17 protein-coding genes are annotated in these 21,426 nt (G+C 49.6%); 9 read left to right on the top strand and 8 right to left on the bottom strand.

Features of this window, described 5'->3' with window-relative positions; translation table 11 throughout:
• From P9L94_16790 to P9L94_16765, 6 genes are all read right to left on the bottom strand, one after another.
• Window positions 1-978, bottom strand: coding sequence for a beta-ketoacyl-ACP synthase III (locus tag P9L94_16790; GenBank protein ID MDP8245742.1), 978 nt, complete (start codon window positions 976-978; stop codon window positions 1-3).
• Window positions 979-999: 21 nt separating this feature from the next.
• On the bottom strand, window positions 1,000-1,998 hold the full coding sequence (plsX, locus tag P9L94_16785; protein MDP8245741.1) for a phosphate acyltransferase PlsX: 999 nt from the start codon (window positions 1,996-1,998) through the stop codon (window positions 1,000-1,002).
• Between the two features lie 232 nt (window positions 1,999-2,230).
• Window positions 2,231-2,719 carry a pantetheine-phosphate adenylyltransferase gene (gene coaD / locus P9L94_16780; protein ID MDP8245740.1) on the bottom strand — a complete coding sequence of 163 codons (489 nt, stop codon included), beginning with the start codon at window positions 2,717-2,719 and terminating at the stop codon, window positions 2,231-2,233.
• Window positions 2,720-2,963: 244 nt separating this feature from the next.
• Window positions 2,964-4,127: a cysteine desulfurase family protein gene (locus P9L94_16775; protein ID MDP8245739.1), complete on the bottom strand. Its 1,164-nt coding sequence runs from the start codon at window positions 4,125-4,127 to the stop codon at window positions 2,964-2,966.
• 10 nt (window positions 4,128-4,137) lie between these two features.
• A complete protein-coding gene (aroF, locus tag P9L94_16770; GenBank protein MDP8245738.1) occupies window positions 4,138-5,202 on the bottom strand; it encodes a 3-deoxy-7-phosphoheptulonate synthase in 1,065 nt (354 codons plus the stop codon).
• Between the two features lie 94 nt (window positions 5,203-5,296).
• Window positions 5,297-9,130 carry a CotH kinase family protein gene (locus P9L94_16765; GenBank protein MDP8245737.1) on the bottom strand — a complete coding sequence of 1,278 codons (3,834 nt, stop codon included), beginning with the start codon at window positions 9,128-9,130 and terminating at the stop codon, window positions 5,297-5,299.
• Between the two features lie 124 nt (window positions 9,131-9,254).
• On the opposite strand from P9L94_16765, the gene dusB reads away from it, so the two are divergent.
• From dusB to dsbD, 5 genes are all read left to right on the top strand, one after another.
• Window positions 9,255-10,328 carry a tRNA dihydrouridine synthase DusB gene (dusB, locus tag P9L94_16760; protein ID MDP8245736.1) on the top strand — a complete coding sequence of 358 codons (1,074 nt, stop codon included), beginning with the start codon at window positions 9,255-9,257 and terminating at the stop codon, window positions 10,326-10,328.
• A 79-nt stretch (window positions 10,329-10,407) separates the two neighbouring features.
• The gene (locus tag P9L94_16755) at window positions 10,408-10,737 is read left to right on the top strand and encodes a hypothetical protein (protein ID MDP8245735.1); all 330 of its coding nucleotides are present in this window, start codon (window positions 10,408-10,410) and stop codon (window positions 10,735-10,737) included.
• 85 nt (window positions 10,738-10,822) lie between these two features.
• Window positions 10,823-12,850 (top strand): cation:proton antiporter, encoded by a 2,028-nt coding sequence (locus P9L94_16750; protein MDP8245734.1) that lies wholly within the window; start codon window positions 10,823-10,825, stop codon window positions 12,848-12,850.
• Window positions 12,851-12,875: 25 nt separating this feature from the next.
• Entirely contained in the window at window positions 12,876-13,466 is a 591-nt protein-coding gene (locus P9L94_16745) for a prepilin-type N-terminal cleavage/methylation domain-containing protein (protein MDP8245733.1), read from the top strand.
• A gap of 277 nt (window positions 13,467-13,743) precedes the next feature.
• Window positions 13,744-15,468 (top strand): protein-disulfide reductase DsbD, encoded by a 1,725-nt coding sequence (dsbD, locus tag P9L94_16740; protein ID MDP8245732.1) that lies wholly within the window; start codon window positions 13,744-13,746, stop codon window positions 15,466-15,468.
• A gap of 6 nt (window positions 15,469-15,474) precedes the next feature.
• Here dsbD and queF read toward each other — a convergent pair whose 3' ends face one another.
• Window positions 15,475-15,828 (bottom strand): preQ(1) synthase, encoded by a 354-nt coding sequence (gene queF / locus P9L94_16735; protein ID MDP8245731.1) that lies wholly within the window; start codon window positions 15,826-15,828, stop codon window positions 15,475-15,477.
• 175 nt (window positions 15,829-16,003) lie between these two features.
• On the opposite strand from queF, the gene P9L94_16730 reads away from it, so the two are divergent.
• Together P9L94_16730 and P9L94_16725 are read left to right on the top strand one after the other, a co-directional pair.
• Window positions 16,004-16,558, top strand: a complete 555-nt coding sequence (locus P9L94_16730) for a hypothetical protein (protein MDP8245730.1) — start codon at window positions 16,004-16,006, stop codon at window positions 16,556-16,558.
• Complete coding sequence (locus tag P9L94_16725) at window positions 16,555-17,682, top strand: hypothetical protein (protein MDP8245729.1); 1,128 nt, start codon at window positions 16,555-16,557, stop codon at window positions 17,680-17,682. The genes P9L94_16730 and P9L94_16725 overlap by 4 nt, the downstream gene beginning before the upstream one ends.
• On the opposite strand, the gene P9L94_16720 is transcribed toward P9L94_16725, so the two are convergent.
• On the bottom strand, window positions 17,649-17,873 hold the full coding sequence (locus tag P9L94_16720; GenBank protein MDP8245728.1) for a DUF433 domain-containing protein: 225 nt from the start codon (window positions 17,871-17,873) through the stop codon (window positions 17,649-17,651). The two genes, P9L94_16725 and P9L94_16720, sit on opposite strands and share 34 nt — an antisense overlap.
• 101 nt (window positions 17,874-17,974) lie before the next feature.
• On the opposite strand from P9L94_16720, the gene P9L94_16715 reads away from it, so the two are divergent.
• Together P9L94_16715 and P9L94_16710 are read left to right on the top strand one after the other, a co-directional pair.
• Window positions 17,975-20,200 carry a UvrD-helicase domain-containing protein gene (locus P9L94_16715; GenBank protein MDP8245727.1) on the top strand — a complete coding sequence of 742 codons (2,226 nt, stop codon included), beginning with the start codon at window positions 17,975-17,977 and terminating at the stop codon, window positions 20,198-20,200.
• A gap of 4 nt (window positions 20,201-20,204) precedes the next feature.
• Window positions 20,205-21,368, top strand: a complete 1,164-nt coding sequence (locus tag P9L94_16710; protein ID MDP8245726.1) for a DNA double-strand break repair nuclease NurA — start codon at window positions 20,205-20,207, stop codon at window positions 21,366-21,368.
• The last annotated feature ends 58 nt before the right edge of the window (window positions 21,369-21,426 follow it).

Here is a 21,426-nt window from a genome sequence, read left to right as displayed (position 1 = left end):
TCAGAACTGAACTAAGCTGGCTCCCCACGTTAATCCGCCGCCGAACGAAACCATGACTACGAGGTCTCCATCTTTCAGGCGGCCTTCCTGGCGCGCTTCATGCGTTGCCATTGGGATGGTTGCCGCTGATGTATTTCCGTATTTATTAATATTTAAGAAAAACCGGTCCATGCCCACGCCGATACGGTCGGAGACCGCTTCTAGAATGCGGATATTCGCCTGATGTGGAACCACGAGCGCAATGTCATCGCCTGTTTTTCCATGTTTTTCAAGTAAGGCCAGAATCGTTTGCGCCATTACGCGAACGGCTTGTTTGAAAATTTCGCGACCGTTCATATATAAATAATGTTTGCCTTCTTTGATGGCGTCTTCGGTCATCGGATGACGAGAACCTCCGACGGCTTGATAGAGCATTTCCGCCGCGCTGCCGTCAGCGCCGAGCATGGTGTCGATCACGCCTGCGCCATTGAGATTGGGTTGGATAATCGCGGCGCCAGCGCCATCGCCAAACAATACACAGGTATTGCGGTCTGTCCAGTCAACGGTTTTTGTGAGCAAATCAACGCCGATAAGTAGGATATTTTTGAATTTCTCCGTCTCAATAAAAGCAGAGGCTTGCGACAAACCATATAAGAAGCCTGTGCAGGCAGCGGAAAGGTCATAGGACATGACCGGATTCGCGCCGAGTTTGCTTTGGACGATGCAAGCGGTGGCTGGCCAGGGATAATCGCCGGAGATGGTGGCGACTAAAATGGCGTCAATATCTTTTGGCGTGAGGCCCGCGTTTTGGATCGCCTGTTTAGACGCCGCGACGGCCAAATCAGATGCGGCTGTTTTATCGTCGCTGACCCGGCGCTCGACCATGCCTGTACGGTCGCGGATCCACTGGTCAGACGTATCAACCATCTTCTCGAGATCATTATTGGTAACCACCCGGTCTGGAACAGCCATTCCGGTGGCAGTGATGTGAGCACGCAAAGTTGCTTCTCCTTCGATGGTTTACGCTGGGGGCGCCTGTACGGCTTCTAATGCTTGCTGAATTTTATTCAGCGGGCAGCGCTCGGCGACGTTACGCGCAGAGCGGATGCCGTTTGCAATTGCATGAGCGGCGGAGCGTCCGTGTCCAATGAGCAAGTGCCCATTGACGCCTAACAACTCTGCGCCGCCATAAGCGGAATAATCAACGCGCTGCATGGTTTCTGTTAAAAAAGTGCGCCGGTCTTCTGCGTTTAAATCTGAACCGAGCACTTCATCGGTCTCTTGCGTTAAGGCTTTGAAAAAGGTTTCAACCAGGCCTTCGCCGAATTTAAGAATGACGTTGCCGATAAATCCGTCGCAGACGACAACATCTGCGCCGCCCCGCATGATATCAACGCCTTCGACATTGCCGATGAAATTGAGCGGGGCTTCTTTGAGCAACTTGGACGTCGCCAAGGTCAGTTCGTTGCCTTTGGAATCTTCTTCGCCGATTGAAAGCAAACCAATGCGGGGCGACTCGACGTTAAACGTATATTTGCAATACGCTGACCCCATCAGAGCGAACTGAAGCAGTTGGCTGGGTTTGCAATCAACCGTAGCGCCGCAATCCAAGACATGAGTCACGCCGGTTTCGTTTCCAGACGGAAACGGGGCGACAATCGCAGGCTTGGAAATATTCGGCAAACGACCCAAAACAAACATGGCGAAAGCAACCGCTGCGCCGGAATTGCCCATTGTGAGCAATGCGTCAGCCTGCTTGGCTTTCATCAGGCCGGTAGCGACAGCAATTGACGAGTCTTTTCGCGTCTTGAGAGCGGTTGAAGCAGACTCGTGCATCCCCACAACAGACGGCGCATCTACAATGGTTACATTGAGGTCTGCGCAGGGGGCTTCGAGGGCGTCGCGGCGACCGACGAGCAGAATTTCGGTGTGTTCGTCTTCGCTCCGAAATAAGCGAACGCCCTCAATGATTGTTTGAGGGGCGTTGTCGCCGCCCATGGCGTCAACAGCAACTCGCATGTTTGCTTTTTCCATCAGGCTTAAATAACCGAGCTGCCTTTGTAGTGTCCGCAATGAGGGCAGACGCGGTGAGGCATCTTAACGCCTCGGCAGTTAGAGCATTCAACCAAAGATTTTGGCGTAATGAAATGGTGTGCGCGTTTCATTAATCTCTTGGCTTTTGATTTCCGGTGTTTTGGGTGAGCCATGATCTTCCTCTTTATTTTCTTCTAAATTTGATGCGCGATTCTTTTTATTTTGAATAATGCGCTGTCAAGCGTTTTTCCACATCGGGCGTGACAAACGCGCTAACGTCGCCATTCAACTTCGCAATTTGCCTGACTGTGCTTGCCCGCAAATAAATATACTTTTCGCTGGGCGTTAAAAACATCGTTTCGGCTTCTTCGTTCAAATGGCGGTTGGTGAGCGCCATTTCTAATTCGTATTCAAAATCCGAAACCGCCCGCAATCCTCTCAGGACGACTTTGGCTTTTTTGATGCGTACATAATCCGCAAGTAAACCATTGAAAGAATCGACTTCAATGTGTCCGTTCATGTCCCGGGTTGATTCTCGCAGCATTTCCATCCGCTCGGTTGTAGAGAAGACGGGGTTTTTGCTCGGGTTGTTGACGACTGCCACCACTAACCGCCCAAAGACTTTTAATCCGCGTTCGATCACATCTAAGTGACCGCGCGTCACCGGATCAAAGGTTCCCGGATATACGGCTATGGCCTGATCCATAAAAATGCCTTACTCAAAGACTTAAAGAGCCGCTACCCACTATGCTCTTTTGTGAATCTGCGATGGTGTTCGGATTACGGCGTGAATGCGTATCTCACAAGCTGCTTCATAACGTAATACGAAAATCCCGTGAAATAGGCGTATCCATAAAATTATCCTTGATGATACGCTGTCGATCAAGGAACACAACGCTAATTCCGAAGGAAAATAAGACTGGATAGGGTACTCACGGAGAGACAATCAATCAAGCGACGCGGCCTGATTGTCGTAAATGCCATGCAGATATTCGATTTACGGCTTCGTCGAGGTCATCAAAACTGAGTTCGTGACCCAGGCTGAAACGGACGCCTTCCCATGATTCCTGCTCGCTTAATCCCATTGCATGTAAGACTGGCGAAGCGTTGGCGGCGCCGGATGCGCAAGCCGGGCCGGAGGAACAGGCGACGCCCAATTGATCGAGCGCATCAACCACCCGTTCTCCTTTCATGCCCGCAAAGCGGACATGAAGCGTTTTGCAGACCGAGACGTCCGGCGGCAGTGTACGCTGAATATTTGGGACCGCTGTTTGTAATCCCTGCCAGAGATATTCTCGTTTTTTGGTAAGTTCATCAATTTGGAATTCACGTCGGTTCAAGGCGACTTGGGCCGCCGCGCCAAATCCCGCAATGCCAAGGCTATTGGTTGTGCCGCCGCGAAGCCCCGCTTCCTGCGAACCAGGAATCTGCGGCGTGATCTTAACGCCGGAACGCAAGATTAAGGCGCCAACACCCTTCGGTCCGCCTAGTTTATGAGAAGAAAGCGACATGGCCGAGAGTCGCCATTCATCGAAGCCTCCAGCGCCCCGTCCCGCCCACTGGACAGCGTCGCAATGGAAGAAGGTCTTTTCATGGTCAATCCGATTTGATATTTCCTGAATGGGCTGAACGGCGCCCGTCTCATGGTTAACCGCCATGACGGTAACGATATCGAAATGATCGTTTGATGTAAAAAACGCTGGATCAACGCGACCGTAAGAATCCACGGGGATTTTTACCGCCTCGGCGCCGCGTTTGATCAGCATTTCAACGGCGGATATAACGCAGGGGTGTTCAACCGGGCTATAGGCAATACGGGTGGATTGCGGCGATTTGCCGTTTTCTACACAAAAATCAAACCGGCCCAGTAGGGAAAGAAAGTTTGATTCGGTCGCGCCGCTGGTAAACACGACTTCGTCAGGGTGCGCCCCGGAAAGAGCGGCGACGCTATCTCTTGCGCGCTCGACGGCGTCCCACGCAGCGCGACCATACGAATGACGGCTGGACGCATTGCCGAAATTTGCCTCCATCAGTGGGCGCATCGCTTCAACCGCTTCGGGCAGCAACGGCGCCGTGGCGTTATAGTCCAAATAGATGGATCGGCTTTGCGTCATCAGTTGCGGCTTAACTCCAAGGAACCGAGCGCCCCACGGCTTTCGCGACCAGGGCTACGCGCTCCATCAGCGTTTTGAATGATTTTTCCGTTAAAGATTGTGCGCCGTCCGACCAGGCTTTGGAGGGTTCGGGATGAGTTTCAATCATCAACGCATGACCGCCCGCCGCGACGGAGGCCAGCGCCATATCCGTCACCAAGTCCCAATAGCCGGTGCCGTGGCTCGGGTCGACCACAATCGGTAAGTGGGTCAATTTTTTAATTACGGGGACTGCATTGAGATCAAGCGTGTTGCGGTACTTGGTTTCAAATGTACGGATGCCGCGCTCGCAAAGCATGACGTTGCTGTTTCCGCACGAGAGGATGTACTCAGCCGCCATCAGCCATTCATCAATGGTGGAAGAGATGCCGCGTTTGAGCAAGATGGGCTTTTTGGTATTTCCAAGCGCTTTCAGCAACATGAAGTTTTGCATGTTGCGCGCACCGATCTGAATGATATCGGTATATTGGTCAACCAATTCGAGATGGTGCGCGTCCATCAGTTCGGTAATAATCGCGAGACCGTATTCTTCGCGCGCATCCGCGAGCATTTTGAGGCCGTCTTCTTCGAGGCCTTGGAAACTATAAGGGGAGGTTCTTGGTTTGAATGCGCCGCCGCGTAAAATTTTTGCGCCGTATTGTTTATTGATGCGGGCGCATTCCATCATCTGTTCGCTGGATTCAACCGAGCAGGGGCCGGCCATGACAACCAGTTCATCGCCGCCGACGGAAACGGTTCCCTGGCCTTCTTTCCATTTGAAGTTGATATCAACGGTTGTGTCAGGTCTCATGATGCCGGTATGCACCTCGCGGCAGACTAATTTATAGGGAGGTAAAATAAATTCGACTTTATCAACGCCGGGCTGGCTCAACATGCGGTCGTAGAGGCCTTCTTTGCCGCGCTCGTCGCCGACTGCGGCCAATACGGTCAAGTTGGTGCCATAGATCGGGTGGACGTTGTATCCAAATTCTCCGATGAGTTTTTCAACGTTTGTGATTTCGTCTTTGCTTGCGCCTGCCTTCATCGTAATAATCATGAATGTTCCTCAATTTCCGCTTCCAATGATGTGTGCTCGTTCAGTGATTATAGAATCGGCGGAAATCACATAAACCCCAAGCAGCGTCCCACGCCTAAGGTTCTATATGGAGAAGCCAATCCTCTATGGCGCTGAAAAATTCGCTTTCGACGGCGCCGATATCGGCAGCGTTGCCTTTTGGGCGTGAATTCAAATAGACGTCCGTGGAAACGTCAGAGGCTTCTGCGGAGTCGATGAGCGGGGAGTTCTCAAGAAGATGAAAATCGCGGAAATCCAAATTGGCGAACATTGGATCAAGAGAAAAATTTGAAGAGCCAGCGGAACCCGGCAATGGCGCCAGGTTGTTTGAGCGAAGATTCAAACTGGATTTTTCGTCGACGGCGACACTCTGCTGTGTGTTCCAAATCACATTATTCAATACTTCGGCGATTGCGCCGCCCTGCCCCAAGTTCTTTTCATAAATCGAAACCCCGGTTTTTACATCCACAATGGTGTTGTGAACGACTTGCGCATTACAGCGGTCTTTGACCGCAACGCCTATGTCGCAATTGGTGACGATGTTGTTCACGACGACAGGCATGGAATCGCCTTCCATTGATATGCCCTTATCAGCGCAACCGTTGATGATGTTGCCTTCGATACGGGTTTGAGAGTATCCCAAATCAAGCCCGTCGTCTTCTGACCCCATGATCGTATTGTAGGCAATGAGCGATTCCATCGCGCCGCTGCCGTCAAAATCAATCGCGTCGCTATAGCCTAAAATATTTTCAAAATAGTTGTTTGTCACTTGCGCGAATGAATTCGTACAGTGCACCGCCTCGCCCATATTTTTAAAGGTGTTATGATGAATATTGATTGTGGAATTGATCGCATCAATGCCTACGCTGTTTAGTTCAAAAAATGAGCAGTTCTCAATGTCTACAACACCTTCATGGACGGTGATGACGCCCGGGTAGTTTTGCCCGGCAATACGGGCCGACGACGCGCCAGTGATACTGACATTCTTGATCGTGACGACTGCCGCGACTTTATCAATTACGATTCCGCCCCAAGTGGTTCCGTTTTGTTCAGGGAAAAAGGTGATTGGCTCATCGCCCTCGGGCGCTGTACGCAAGAGGCCTTGCGCCCAAATCGCCGCGCCTGACGCAAACCGTACATCGACGCCCGCTTCGACGGTCAGTGATGATGCGGGTGGAATCCAAACCGTCTGGGGCACATGAATCGGGCTGTCGGCTTTACGCCAAACCAGGTCGCCGATTACTTCGGTAACGCCTTGCGGCGCCGCCGCGTTTTGGTAAATAACAATCTGGGTGGAATCAACAATCAAGCCCGCTTCGTCAATGGCTTCGATGTTGAAAACATGGCGACCGTCTTCGAGTTCTCGCGCGTATGACCACTGGCCCAGCCAAGGTTCGTATTGGGTGCGCTCTCCGTTGACATTTACCCAACGGGTATAGACGGCATCCGTCAAACCGCTGATCTTTGTTATTGATTTATTAACAATATTTGCATACAAGTTGATTGCTAAACTGAAATCCGAACTCCCGATATTCGTATTCAACCCAACAACCGCTAAGCAATTTTCGCCTGGCTGTAACAAAGACGTAAATGAACTCGCGTCAAATGATTCATAACCATTCGCTTCATGATTTCCACTGGCTTCAAGGTCAAAAAACGGAACGCCGTCGAAGTTCTCGCGGACAATTTCCTGTCCGTTCAAGTAGGCAACAAATGAATCATCATATAAAGCCGTGAGAGTTATGCCTGTGATGGCGCTTAGGTCATCCAGTTGGAATTTTTTGCGAATAAACACAGACGTATATTGGTCCTCCATGTCAGTCAATTCGGTTCGATCGTCGCCGTCTCCATAGCCAAATCCTCCCGGGCCGGTTTCCCATTGTGAATCGTCAAACGAAGGTTCGGTCCAATCCATTGGATTGATTGACGGTTGGCTGCGCCCACGGAAATAGCGCCACTCTTCTTCTTCGCCGACAAGCCGGACATAAGAGGTCTCAGACGGATCAACATGGACCGTAAGCGCTTGAGGAATTTGATTGGTGATTGCGTTACGGTTTGCCATGAAGATATTCATTAAATCAGCGCGTTGGATTTCATCGTTCACCGGCGCCGTTTCATTGATGATGGATTGCATGACTTCCGGCGTTAATTCAACATCGAGAATTGATAGCAGTTCCTGATAATAAAACCGCGCAAAATCAGGATGACGCAATAGCCGTTGAACGGCGGGCGTTCCATGATGGTGGACTGCCTCAAGTGGAAGCGCTAAAACCGAATCCTGGTCCCAGGGGAGCAAGTAGAAGCGGTTGTCATCGCTTGGGCGGTAAATAAAGTAATCATCGCCGCGCTCGCGGGAGAGTCCGCCTTCGCGGTCATTCAATATTTGCTTCAACGCAAACCAGCGGATCCATTGGCGAAGATCAATCCATTCTGAAATCTTTACGGGAAACTCTTCATTGCTGCTGAGTGAAAACGCATCGCATAGCCGCACGATATCACTGAAGTCTCTGCGCAACTCGTTCGTCTCTTTGATATAGTTTGGAATGTATGGCTCGAATTTTTCTCCCCGATAATCGAAGTTGGCTTGTTCAACGCCTCGGTATAAATTGCCGTTGCCGTCGCCAAAAGCGCGCTGCATCATATCGCGGCCTGTGCGTTCGACTTCAAGGTAGCGCGGAATCACGACGCCATTGAAATCGACGGCGACGAATTGTTTTTGCGGCGCTGGCAGTCCCAAACGCTCAAAACTTTCCAGGCCGATATACTGACGGTCAACATTGACCGCGTTGAGATTCAATTTTCGCGTCTTGCCAAAATGCTTTGTTGTTGAGAAATTGACCCGGTAGTTTTTCGGTTCCGCATATCGTGAACCTTTGCCGCGAAAACGAACGCCGACCTGATAGTAGATGCTTTGACCATAGAGAAATGACGAGGAGATTTCATCATTACTGCGCAGATCCCGGGTCCGCAGCATGATTTCATCTTGCGTACGCATGACAATTTTATACAAAGGCAAACTGGCGTCGTATTCAGTGTTATCGACCCGATAGAGAGCGGAAGGCGCCGTTTGATTGAATGGAAACCAACCTTGAACAGAATTTGCATCTAACGCCAGGACGCGAAATTCTACGATGGTTCCATGAGCAAAGGCTGGTAATACGCCGCCAAAGACGCCGTCGTTCGCTACGCCGTCATCGTTCAATCCATCATCATGCATCGGCGCCCATTGATATTCATCCGCGATTTCGGATTTATAAAAAATGCCAACGTCTTGCAATGGAACGGGATGAAAGACGCGTACGCGAAAATGCACGGTATCGGTTGATCTTGGCGACACGGGCGATTGAACGATATCGGTCACAATCGGAAGCGGGGCGTCGACTTGAGACAGGTTGCGTTTGCCGGGTGTACCTAAATCAGGAGATGCGCGCCACGAGTCAGCAAAATCAGGCGCCATATCGGGATGGATACGTTCGATACTGGAACCAAATCCATCGGCAATTTCCGGCCAACCCAATTCATCGCGATAAGTAAATGAATCGGCGATGGAGCCATCAAAGCGGGTGAATTCTATTTTTTCGCCATCATTGCTGAGTCGCCCTACAAATGGACCATAAGCAGACTCGGCCCCATAAGATTGACTAAAAGAAGCCGGAGATGCAGATAGAATTAGATATCCGCCTGCGGCAATCGAAGCGCCTTCCGGGAAGACATATTGAATTCCGTTGGTAAACGCCCAACCGGAAATATCGGTGGTGGTTGTGGAGTTATTATAAAGTTCGATGTATTCATCATCGCTATTCAATGATGAGGGGTGATACATGATCTCATTGATGACGACTCCGGCGTTACTATTTGCTATGGGGAGAAAAAGAAGCAGATAAAAAAAGGTGAAATATTGTTTGGACATATAAATACCAATTCAAAAAAGAGTTATTGTATATAAAGTATCATACTCTCAATTGTATCGTCACATAAAACATAAACGAGAATTCAAGTTCGCTAAAGATAAAAATTAGCGTAACATACTGATTATGGCAATATTACCGCCGCGAGGCGTAAAACCCGATTTTGAATTTCCCAAGGTGATGTTGGCGCCCGTGGCGGGCTATACCGACCGCGCCACGCGGCAGATTGCCCGTGAAAAAGGCTGTGCGCTAACTTTTTGCGAATTAATCAGTGCGCGGGGCATCGTTGTCGACAACCAAAGAACTGGTTCGATGTTGGATGAATGCCGCGATGAAGACCCGCTGGTCTTTCAATTATTCGGCGGCGAACCGGAAATCATTGGTGAGGCAATTAGGAAAATCGAAGATTTGGGCGTAACCGGAATCAACCTGAATCTGGGGTGTCCAGTAAAAAAGGTATTCAAAAATAAATCCGGCTGTGGGCTAACGCTATACCCGGTCAATTTGGTGCATGTCATCCGCGCGATGCGCAATGCGACCAATTTGCATCTCTCCGTCAAGATTCGCGCCGGCGTTAACCACAAATCGCTGATGTACCGCATGATCGGCGACATCGCCCAGGGCGAAGGCTGCGACGCCATCATCATTCACGCCCGTACCCGCCGGATGGGCTTTGGCGGACAAGCGCAGTGGGAGTGGATCGCTGACCTGAAGGACTATCTCGACATCCCCGTGATTGGCAACGGCGATGTGGTCGACGCCGTCTCCGCCAAACGCATGATCGACGAAACCCATTGCGACGGCGTAATGGTGGCGCGGGCGGCGTATGGTAATCCGTGGATTTTTCCGCAGATTCAGCATTACCTGGATACGGGCGAACAGTTGCCTGACCCAAGCCCGGTCGAGCGCATCGAAACGCTGATGCGCCATTTACATCTCGCGGTCGAATGGAAGGGCGAGCGCAAAGCCTGCCTGGAAATGCGCAAGCAAATCTGCTGGTACATTAAAGGGCTGCCCGGCGTGCGCGTCTTGCGCGATGAGGTGAACAAACAAGAAACCCTGCAAGGAATGCTGGATAAAATCCAAGCCTGGTCAGAAGCCATCGACTGGGACGACTATTACGCCAATCTCGCCGCCAAAGGCGAAGAGACCGAAGGCGCCCTGCCCCCGCATCGCTCGGTGTCATTGCGCGTAGCATAAACTTTCCCGCCGCTCCCTCTTTATGCGCGTCAATGAATATGGGATAATTGCGTAACGCTTTTATTAAAAGGGGACAAATATGCAGTATTCAAACACAACCTCACAATTCGAAGCGATGCTTTTAGTCTTATTTCTCATCCCCGTGATTATTTTCTTGATTTTATGGATATTGGTCTCTGTTTGGATCGGTAAACAAGCCAAAAATCGTGGAATGGATAATCCAACGATTTGGGTGTTAATTGCTATGCTATTTCCGATTGCCGGATGGATCGTGTTTGCCTTTCTCATGCCAAGCGGACTGTCTGTTCCATGCGACATCTGCGGCAAAAAGAAACTCGAAACGCTATTAAAGTGTCCTCACTGCGGGTATCCCTCTAAGTTAGGTGAAACAATCCAACAAAAGAACTAACCTTTTTCTAAGGCGTTTTCCATCTATTCGGTAATTTTCCTTGTAAGATAAGATAACCGAAAGTCGATCTATAAGAGGGTTTTGAATGCAAAGCGCTGTCTTTACTGACCTGGTATTTTTATCTTCTCAATCCGCTGGCGAATTGCCAATCTTAAATGATCTCGCCATCATCGTCGGCCTGTCTGCGGTGGTGTTGTACGTCATCAGCAAACTTAAAATCCCCAGCATTGTCGGGTTTTTGCTGACGGGCATGTTGATCGGCCCCTACGGGTTGCAATGGATTGAAGCCGTCCATGAAGTCGAAGTCTTAGCCGAAATCGGCGTGGTATTGCTGCTCTTCACGATTGGCGTCGAATTTTCACTCACCAAAATCGCCAAACTGAAAATCCAAACGCTGGTCGGCGGGTCATTGCAAACGTTCGGGACCGTCTTTTTATTTTTCTTGATCTATATGTGTTTTGGCGCGCCGATGAATACATCGGTTTTCGTCGGTTGCCTGATCGCGCTGAGCAGTACGGCGGTCGCGCTGAAAATCCTACAAGACCGGGCGGAAATCGAATCGCCTTACGGGCGCAATGCGTTGGCGATCCTTATTTTTCAAGACGTAATGATTGTCCCGATGATGTTGATCGCGCCCATTCTGGCCGGGCAAAGCGAAAACCCGGTGCTGGCGTTTTTTGCGATGGGAGCCAAAGGCGTATTGATTGTCATCGTTGTATATCTATTGGCGCGGTTCGGCGTCCCAAAGTTACTCTATAGCGTCACCCGCACCCGTAGCAGCGAGATGTTTCTGCTTGCTATTATCTCCATTGGCTTGGTCGTCGCGTGGTTCACATCATGGCTGGGCTTATCGTTAGGACTCGGCGCATTCATGGCAGGGCTGATTATTTCCGAGTCGGAATACAGCCATCAGGCAATGGGCGGCGTGTTGCCGTTTCGCGATTTGTTTATCAGTTTCTTTTTCGTCTCGATAGGCATGTTGCTCAATGTGGAATATTTTTTCCTGCATTTCCCACTCATCATAATCGCAACCATACTGGTTATGAGTTTAAAAATGATCCTGGTGTGCGCATCGGTGATTTTAATCGGCTCGCCGCTGCGCACTGCGGTCTTAACAGGCGCCGCAATCTGTCAGATTGGAGAGTTTTCATTCATCCTGGCAAGCGTTGGTTTGAAATATGATTTAATCTCTGACTCGGCCTATCAATTGTTTCTCGCCGTCTCGATTCTCTCAATGATCTTCACGCCGTTCGTGATTCAATTTGCGCCGCTGCTGGCGAAAGAAGCCAACCGCCTGCCATTGCCGGAGCGTTTGAAACACGGCATGAAGCCGGAAGACGAAGCGGCAGGGCCGAAAAGAAACGACCACGTAATCATCATTGGTTTTGGCGTCAACGGCGGCAACCTGGCCCGCACCGCCCAGGCGGCGAACATTCCCTACGTTATCATTGAGATGAACCCCGAAACAGTCCGCACCCAGAAAACCAAAGGCGAGCCGATTTTTTACGGCGACGCCGCGCATGAAGCCGTCCTGGAACACGCCTGCATCCACACTGCGCGAATTTTAGTCATTACCATTGCCGACCCGGCGGCGGCGGCGCGCATCATTGAACTATCCAAGCGTTTAAACCCGTCGGTCTATCTAATTGCCCGCACCCGATTCATGCAGGAAGTCCAACCGCTATTCAAATTGGGCGCAGATGAGGTCATCCCCGAAGAATATGAAACCTCTATCGAAATCTTCACCCGCGTATTGATGAAGTATCTGGTTTCAAAAGATTCTATCGAACAGATGGTGGGAAAAATCCGTTCGGACGGTTACCAGATGTTCCGTTCGCCCTCGCCCCGCAAACTCTCGCTCAACGACCTTGAATTGAATCCATCTGAATTCGCGATTCATACGTTACAAGTGTCGCCGGATTCTCCCGCAGTGGGGCGCTCGCTGGAAGACATTAATATGCGAAAAAAATATGGACTCACGGCTGTCGCTGTGAGACGATATGGTAAGATATTGCCGAACCCGGAAGGCCATTGGGTGATCTACGACAACGACGCTCTCATCGTCCTTGGCCCGCCGGACAAAATTGCGCCCTTTGTCGAAACCATGTTGTGATTTTTAAATTGTTCAGGGAGATAAGATGAAAAACGCGTTTACATTAATTGAGTTATTAATTGTTGTCGCCATTATTGGGATTCTCGCCGCTATTGCCGTGCCGAATTTTCTCAATGCGCAGTTGAGAGCGAAGATTGCGCGTGTGGAAAGCGACCTGCGTACCATTTCCGTCGGCGTCGATACCTACAACCTCGACCGTAACTCGTATCCACCGGATTGGATCGGTATGGGAACATCGGTAGTTGACGGCGGGTTTATTCGTTCGATGCGTTATCTTACGACGCCGATTGCGTATCTAAGCGACGTCAATTTGTCTGACCCATTTTATGACGGGCCAGACCAGAGCGTTGAATTCCCCAGTGGTGGATATGAAAACGCTACCTATCGCTATTTTTGTTACCAGCATGGTTGGGGCGTGGTGGTCGGGCATCAAAAAGCAGGATACATCATTCTTTCGTATGGGCCGGACAAGAAAGAAAGCTACGGCGAATGGGCCGGAGTCGGTGGGCGCGACAGTAGTTGGGACGGCGTCTTTGACTCATCCAATGGTATAAACAGCATGGGCGATATCGTTCGCGCGGGCGGCAATGTGAACGTCAACGCCTGGCAGCAGTAATATTTAGAACGAACAATCACATTCATCTGGTTGAGTAGGCGTGGGTGCGTCTCTGTGAGCGCCTGTGCAAAGAGGGCTATAAGCCCGCACTGAAGCGAAGAGAGATGTACCCACGCCTACTCGGCTCGTCTAAAGGAAAATCCACAGTCTCAATCCAGCGTATCAGCGAAATAGTTGTAAAACGGTCAAATTCTCGATACGATGTTTTGTGTCAAAATACTCTATTCCTTTACTTGGTGAAAATATGGTTCGCGTATTGCACATTTGCATATATGTAATGTTGATCTCTGCGAGCGCGTGGGCGCAGCGGGTCAATTTAGATGAAATTTTTGAATGGACGGTTGAACTACCAAAAAGTGAAATCGCCCAAGGCGAATCGGCTTATATCATCGCAAAATTAAACGTAAAACCCGATCATTGGACATACAAAGACATGACGTCGATTGCGTTAGACAAAAGCGCAATCGTCCTTTCCGGCGAAGCGTCGCTGCCCACGCCGCATACCAAACTCGATCCATTCGAAAATGTGGAAAAAGAAATATACGACGGTGAAAATGAATTTCGCCTGCCGATTACCGTTCAACCGGATGCGGCGCCGGGCGTTCATTCGGTTACGTTTGTTGTTGATTATCAGGGATGTTCAAAAACCGTTTGTTATTTTCCGCAGACAAAAACTTATCCGTTATCATTCACCGTAACGGAAAACGCCAATGCAGGCATGGTGGTTGCGCAACAAAGCGGCTCGCAGACAATAACTCCAAGTGCGCCCCAAAGCGAGATTGAAAAATATCTTTCGAATAGTTTATTTCTGGCATTTATCTTCATTTTTCTATCCGGCATCGCGACTTGCGCGACTCCCTGCGTGTTTCCGTTGATCCCCATCACCATTACGCTGTTCGGCGCCCGCGAGGCGAAAAGCACGTTTCACGCATTTACGCTGGCGCTGACCTATGTGTTTGGACTGGCGGCGACGTACTCAGCGTTGGGGTTTATCGCCGCCTATACCGGGTCGCTGTTCGGACAGGTGATGAGCAACCCGCTGGTGATCGGCTCGGTTGCGACCATTTTCATTGCGATGGGCGTCTCGATGTTCGGCGCATTTGAGTTGCAGTTGCCTTCAAGTTGGTCGACCAAACTGACCAGCGCAGGCGGCAAAGGTTTCGCCGGAGCCTTCGTCATGGGGCTGGTCGCGGGCGTGATTGCCGCCCCTTGCACAGGCCCTGTCCTGGTTGGGTTACTCGCGTATGTCGCCAAAGAAGCGAATCCTGTTTTCGGATTATCACTGCTGTTGGTTTATGCGTTCGGCTTGGGTTTGCCATTTCTCATCCTCGGAACATTTTCAGGGCTGATTACTAAATTGCCAAAATCCGGCGCCTGGATGGAAAATGTAAAAAGCGTATTTGGAATTATGCTTTTCACGGCGGCCTTATATTTTTTGAAAGACGTGGTTCAGCCATTAAAAGATATGCTGGTAAATTCCACCGCAGTATTTATAGGCGCGGCTATCGTCTTTGTGATTGGGCTATTGTTAGGCGCCGTCCATCGGACGTTTCACACGACGAATATGATGGACCGCCTCCGCAAAGGGACCGGCGTCGTTCTCTGTACGCTCTCTCTCTTTATGATTTTTGGCGGATTGACGCGCGTTGAGGCCAAGAATGTCGGTTGGGTGCATGATCTTGAAGCGGGCCTCGCCGCCGCCCGCGAACAAAACAAACCGGTTATGATTGATTTCTACGCCGACTGGTGCACGGTTTGTAAAGAAATCGAAGCCAATACCTTTTCCGATGACGCTGTAGGCAAGGCGCTAAACCGCTTTGTGACCATCAAGGTCAACCTGGATGAAGTCAAAAACAAAAACGCGATCCAAAAGAAATTTAATATATATGGCCTGCCTTGGATTACCTTCTATGATTCAAGCGGAACGCATCTGCCCGATGAAACCATTACCGGCTTCATCGGACCGGAAGAATTTTTAGATCATATCAGCAAAATACAATAGCGAAGTTTATTCGCTGTCCATTTTGGCGCCGTGGGTGACGGTAACAGTGGTCGAAATGCCGCCGCGCGGGCTATAGTCGCCTTCAATTTCCATCCATTGCGGATCACAAGCAGCCACCAGATCGTCGAGAATTTTGTTGGTAACCATTTCGTAGAAAATTCCCTGGTTACGATACGACTGCATGTAATATTTCAACGCCTTCAACTCAAGGCATTTTTGATTGGGGATATAGGCGATACGAATCGTTCCAAAATCCGGCTGCCCTGTTTTGGGGCACACGGAGGTAAACTCCGGGCAAATGATTTTGATGATGTACTGACGCCCCGGATAGGCGTTGTCGAAGGTTTCTAACTGGCTCATTCCGTCCTCACTTTTTTTATATTCAGTGAAACCATTTTCAAATGATGAAGGCAAAAATCACGTTCCCTTGTGATTTTTACCGATTGTGCCTGAATACATTTCGTTCATATAAATCAGATCCGCTACAATGTTGATATTGTAGCCCCGAGATCAAAAATCCAACCTGGAGCAGACAATGTTTGCCTCGTTTCGGCGCATTGATTTATGGTTTGAAATTACGGCGTTTTTGCTGATTGCATTTTTCTGCCTGGGCGCCTGGATGACCCGCCCGGAAAAAATTTATTCTCTGCGCAAAGAAATTGATCAAAATCAGCTTTTTCAAGATAATTTGATTGAAGCGCGTTTACCTAAGAATTGGGGTGAACATTTTGAACAAGAGCGCTTATCCACCTATTGGCTGACGGAGGAACATCCTCTTATAATCGACCGTTTATCATCAAACAACAAATTGGATCGTTTGAACGAAGGCAGTTTATATTTCTTTTATGGGCTAACGCTCAACCAAAGATCAAGCCAATTTTCGCTTTCGATTGGTCAAAAGAATTTTAAAACAAGAAGTTTAAGTTCGATTATCCCGACCGGGGCGGCAATTTGGAGAGATCGGCTAAATAATATAGGATCACCTCAAGAATATCCCTTTATCAAAATCTCTGTGAACCATCCAAACGCACAATCATTTCTCTGTGAATTTACCGTTTATGACGCTCCGGGATTGGCCCTTTGGCAATGACAAAACAAGAATCTCTCATCCTTGGCGTATTGCTCGTTCTCGTTTTAGCAATTCTTCTATTGCGTTATCAATGGATCGACCATTCGACCACCATGCAATGGGGTTATGTCAATTCGGGCGCGGTCAATCCGTATTACGGCGTCAACCGTCCTTACGGCTATCGCTTGTTGATGTCTGCTTTTTTGAATCTGGCGGGCGTGGTTCCAAAGCCGGGCGAGGGCTTGATACCGATCACATTCGCCGTGGGATTGTGTCTTTCATTCTATGGCTTCTTGCGTGGAATACGTTTTGATTGGCCGCTGGCCAGCCTTGGAGCGCTGTTGCTTTGTTGCAGCAACGGCATGATAGATTTACTTAAGGATTTCGGCATCAACAACACTGATACCAGTTCTCACATTTTGCTATTGGCGTCATTTTGGGCGATGGCGGCGGGGCGCGATTCGCTGTTTTCAGCGTTCACGTTGATAGGCGTATTTAATCGAGAATGGGCGCTGGTCATGCTGCCAACATGGTATCTATTTCATTTTGGTTTTTCACTCTCAAAAACTTCAATCATTCGTTTGGTTCGGGTCTCGGCGCCGTCAATTCTTGTGTTTCTTCTCATTCGTTTTATGTACTACCCCAATATCGCTCTCGGCGTCATGGCGTCTGAGTTGCAAGATATCCTGCCGCCGACCGAAGCGCCAACCTGGGCGTATTATTGGTTTGAGTTGCAGCAATCCAGTTTGAGTATATTCGGGTCGCGCATCGCTTCCGTGCAATTCTATGAATTTGGTTTGATCGGCTTGGCGCCGTTTGCCGTTGGCGGGTTCTTGCGGGTATCCGCTCAATGGAGACGCGCCATCGCGTTTTATGGCGCGCTGTGTGTGTTGCAGTTGTATTTTACAACCGATGTTTGGCGTCTGGCGTTTTATCTCTTCCCCGTCATGCTGGGTTTATATCTGGTCTGGCTGAAAAGGGCCAGCGATCAAATGAATGGTAAGTTTGCTGTGATTTTTTGTGCGGGCGCTTCTGTGGTTATCGTTCTACTCCAACATTCGCTTTGGATGATATTGATTGGAACGCTAATGGTGCTTGCCGCTCAAGCCTATCATTCTTCCGGCAAAGGCTGTCCTAATAAGTAAGCCGAATATTGCATGGCTTGCTTGACGTCGTCGCGCTCCAAACCGGGATATTGCCGCATGAGTTCTTCGGGTTTTTTTCCCTTCGCAACTTGCTCAAAAATTTCTGAGACCAAGATATGAGGGCGCCCAACCGTTGGTTTGCCGCTATTGATTCTTGGATTAAATATGATGCGGTCAAATTGCTTCGCCATGAGAATGAAATTGTTTTCTTTCTTGGGGTCGTGGAATTTTAAAATATCCCTCTTATTATAAGTCATCTGCGTATTGAAATGAAAGTAAATGAACAAAACTTATGAAAACATATTCTACATTTGAAGAACGGCTGAGGGCGGAACTAAACCCTGCTCAGGCGGAGGCCGCCTTGCATGTCGATGGGCCATTATTGGTTCTCGCTGGAGCAGGCAGCGGCAAAACGCGCGTCATTACCTATCGCCTCGCCTATTTGATCCATGAACGCAAACTGGCGCCCTGGAACATTCTGGCTGTCACGTTCACCAACAAAGCGGCTGGTGAATTAAAAGATCGCGCCGCCCGTTTGGTCGGCGGCAATCCACGCGGCTGGTGGATCGGCACCTTTCACTCAGTCTGCTCACGAATTCTGCGGACGGACGGTAAGGCAATTGGGCTGGACCCGCATTTCTCCATCTATGACCGCTCCGACCAATTGGCGGCGGTCAAGCGCGCAATGAAAGCCTGCGACATCAGTACGCAAGAAATCAAAGCCAATGCCGCGATCAATGAGATATCCAAAGCCAAAAGCCGTTTCGAATGGCCTGCTGATTACGCCGCCAATGCGCGGGACTACCGCGAAGATATGATTAAGCGCATCTACAAAAAATATGCGGAAATTTTGCGTTCAAACAGCGCATTAGACTTTGACGACCTGTTGATCGAAACCGTACGTTTGTTAAAAGAACGCGAAGAGGTTCGAGTTTCTTATCAAAAGCGCTTTAAACAAATCATGGTGGATGAATATCAAGACACCAATCAACCGCAGTATTTATTGTTGAGAGAACTGGCGCGTGACCATCAGCGCATCTGTGTTGTCGGCGACGACGACCAGTCTATTTATCGTTGGCGCGGCGCAGATATTCGCAATATTTTAGAATTTGAGCGTGAATATCCGGGCGCCAAAGTGGTGCGTCTTGAGCAGAATTACCGTTCGAGCAAAACCATTATTTCCGCTGCGTCCGAAATGATAAACGGCAACGAAGGCCGATTGGGTAAATCGCTTTGGACGCAACAGGACGAGGGCGATGCGATTGGAGTCATACGCCTGCCGGATGACATCTCTGAAGCGTTCTGGGTCGCGGATGAAATCCAGCGTTTGCATAATCAAGAAAATGTTCCCTACAAGCAATTTGCTGTGTTTTACCGCACCAACGCCCAGTCGCGTACGTTTGAAGAAGAGTGCATCAAACGCGGCGTTCCGTATAACATCGTCGCAGGGACAGCATTTTACGACCGCCGCGAAATCAAGGATGCGCTGGCGTACGCCCGGATGTTGATTAACCCCGCCGACGCGGTTTCATTTGAACGCGTCGTGAATATCCCCAAACGAAAACTCGGCGCTGTCACAGTCGGCAGATTGAACGATTACGCCGCCCGCTCCAATCAGCCGATTTTGCTTGCGGCGTGGTATGCCGCAGATGATGCATCTTCTGGCTTGTCGCCTGCTGCGAAGAATGCCTTTAGAATTTTTGCCTCGATTTTCCGCAGTTGCCGTGAAAAATCCGAGAGCGTTTCCCTGCCCGAATTATTGGACGACTTATACAAGCGTTCGGGGTACATCCAATACTGGAAAGATGAATCCGACCCGCAGGCCGATGCGCGCATCGAGAATGTCGAAGAACTGATTTCCGCCGCTGCGGCGTTTGAAACTGACATGAAACATGCGACCTCGGCGCCAATTAATACGCTGATGATGCTGGAAGGCTTTCTTGAAAACGCCTCGCTGGTTTCCGACCAGGATTCGGTCACGAACGATTCCGACCAGATTCAATTTATGACGTTTCATAGCGCGAAGGGGCTTGAGTTTCCCTATGTATTCATGGTGGGGATGGAAGAAGAATTGTTCCCACATTCACGCACGTTAGATGATAAAAAAGAAGTCGAAGAAGAACGGCGCCTCTGTTACGTCGGCATCACCCGCGCCATGAAAAAATTATATCTCACTCACGTCGAATCGCGCCGCATTCACGGGCAAAGCAACTGGGCGCTTCCCAGCCGTTTTATTGAAGAAATTCCATCAAAATATCGTGAAGAATTGACCTGGCGTGGAATTGATTCCGGCGCCCCGGCCCCGATTTCGGTTCTTAAAAATTTCAATCAAGATTTCAATCAAATTGATCCCGACGAAATTTTTCTTCCGGGAGACATGGTCAATCATCGCTCGTTTGGGTTTGGCGTGGTGATGGGCGTTCAAGGCGAAGGCGGAAAAAGCCGCATCACAGTTGAGTTTCAAGACGCTGGTATGAAAACGCTGGTGCAAGAATACGCCCGCTTGCAGAAGGTATAGTCGCATGGTCGATTGGTCGTCCGTCCAGCCGCAGATAAAAGACTACGTTGAGTCGCAAAAAGATGTTCATCAAAAAATGAACGAAGAGCGCACCTGTTTTCTCGACATAATGATAGTTGACGCCGCTGTCGACTGGACGCAATTAAAAGCGAATGGATTAGAGCAATACCCGACCCTCCTGCCTGATTTTATCGGCGATGACCCTGCATTCAAAAAACCAGTCAATGCCGAACCGGAACCAGCCATCATTTGCACAACGGACGGTTCGCAAGTGTTCCCTAGCGCACATGAAATTTCGTCTGCGGCGCTCATCAACATCAGCCGGATTCGTATTGATTACGGCAATCTGGATCGCGAGCCGCTGCTTGAAAGCCGGGCGACATTACTGCTGCCTGACGCCCCATACGAAATCGAAGAAATCGAAATTACAGATTATTTTAATTTTCGCGAATATGTTTCGACCGAACGTACGCAGGAAGAATTAGAACATCTATATGAATTAGTAGAAACTGAAATAGCGTCTCAGGCGAATGCAGTATTAGGCTTGGTTGACGGCAGCCTCGTCCAATGGGGGCTTTTGGAAAGCAAAGAAACCCAAAGCGCAAGCAAAACGTATAAACAATATGCGCTTGATCGTTATGTGGAGGCGTTGAAAAAATTCCAAGAGAAAAACACGCCCGTCGCGGGATATATCAGCGGCTCCGGCTCGCGTGAGGTCATCAAGTGGTTTCAACTGGCGGCGAAAATGCCTGACGCAGAAATCAAAAACCGTTCTTGCCCTTATTTGACGGACGTGATGTTGTTTCGGCATCATCTTAAAGAGGGCGAACGCTCGACGGTGTTTCATTCCAACTGGTTGAAAGCCGAGTATGACTGCGGCGTCTCATACTTCTTCCTTCATGTTGGCAGCGAAGTCGCCCGCATTGAACTACCGCGCTGGGCGGCTGAGCATGGAAGCGTTGTTGATTTTGTCGCCGAACAATGTTATCAACAAGCGAGACTCGGCGGCGGGTATCCCGTACTATTGTCTGAAGCGCACGAACAAGCCGTAGTGCGCGGCCCGGACCGGGCAGTATTTTATGCGCTGATCGAACAAACGATGCTGGACGCTGGATTGCCGCCGCGATTAACAAATAAGGAAATGCTCAAACGAAATCCGGTGACATAAAATGAACGCAAATACAATTCCATCTTGGATATTCAATAGAAAAGCGTTGGTGCGATGC

Origin of the sequence: Candidatus Hinthialibacter antarcticus (assembly GCA_030765645.1) — a bacterium.
In the GTDB taxonomy this organism is placed as follows: domain Bacteria; phylum Hinthialibacterota; class Hinthialibacteria; order Hinthialibacterales; family Hinthialibacteraceae; genus Hinthialibacter; species Hinthialibacter antarcticus.
The sequence above is the reverse complement of the archived record's forward strand: the minus strand, read 5'-3'. Positions and strand labels throughout refer to the sequence as shown.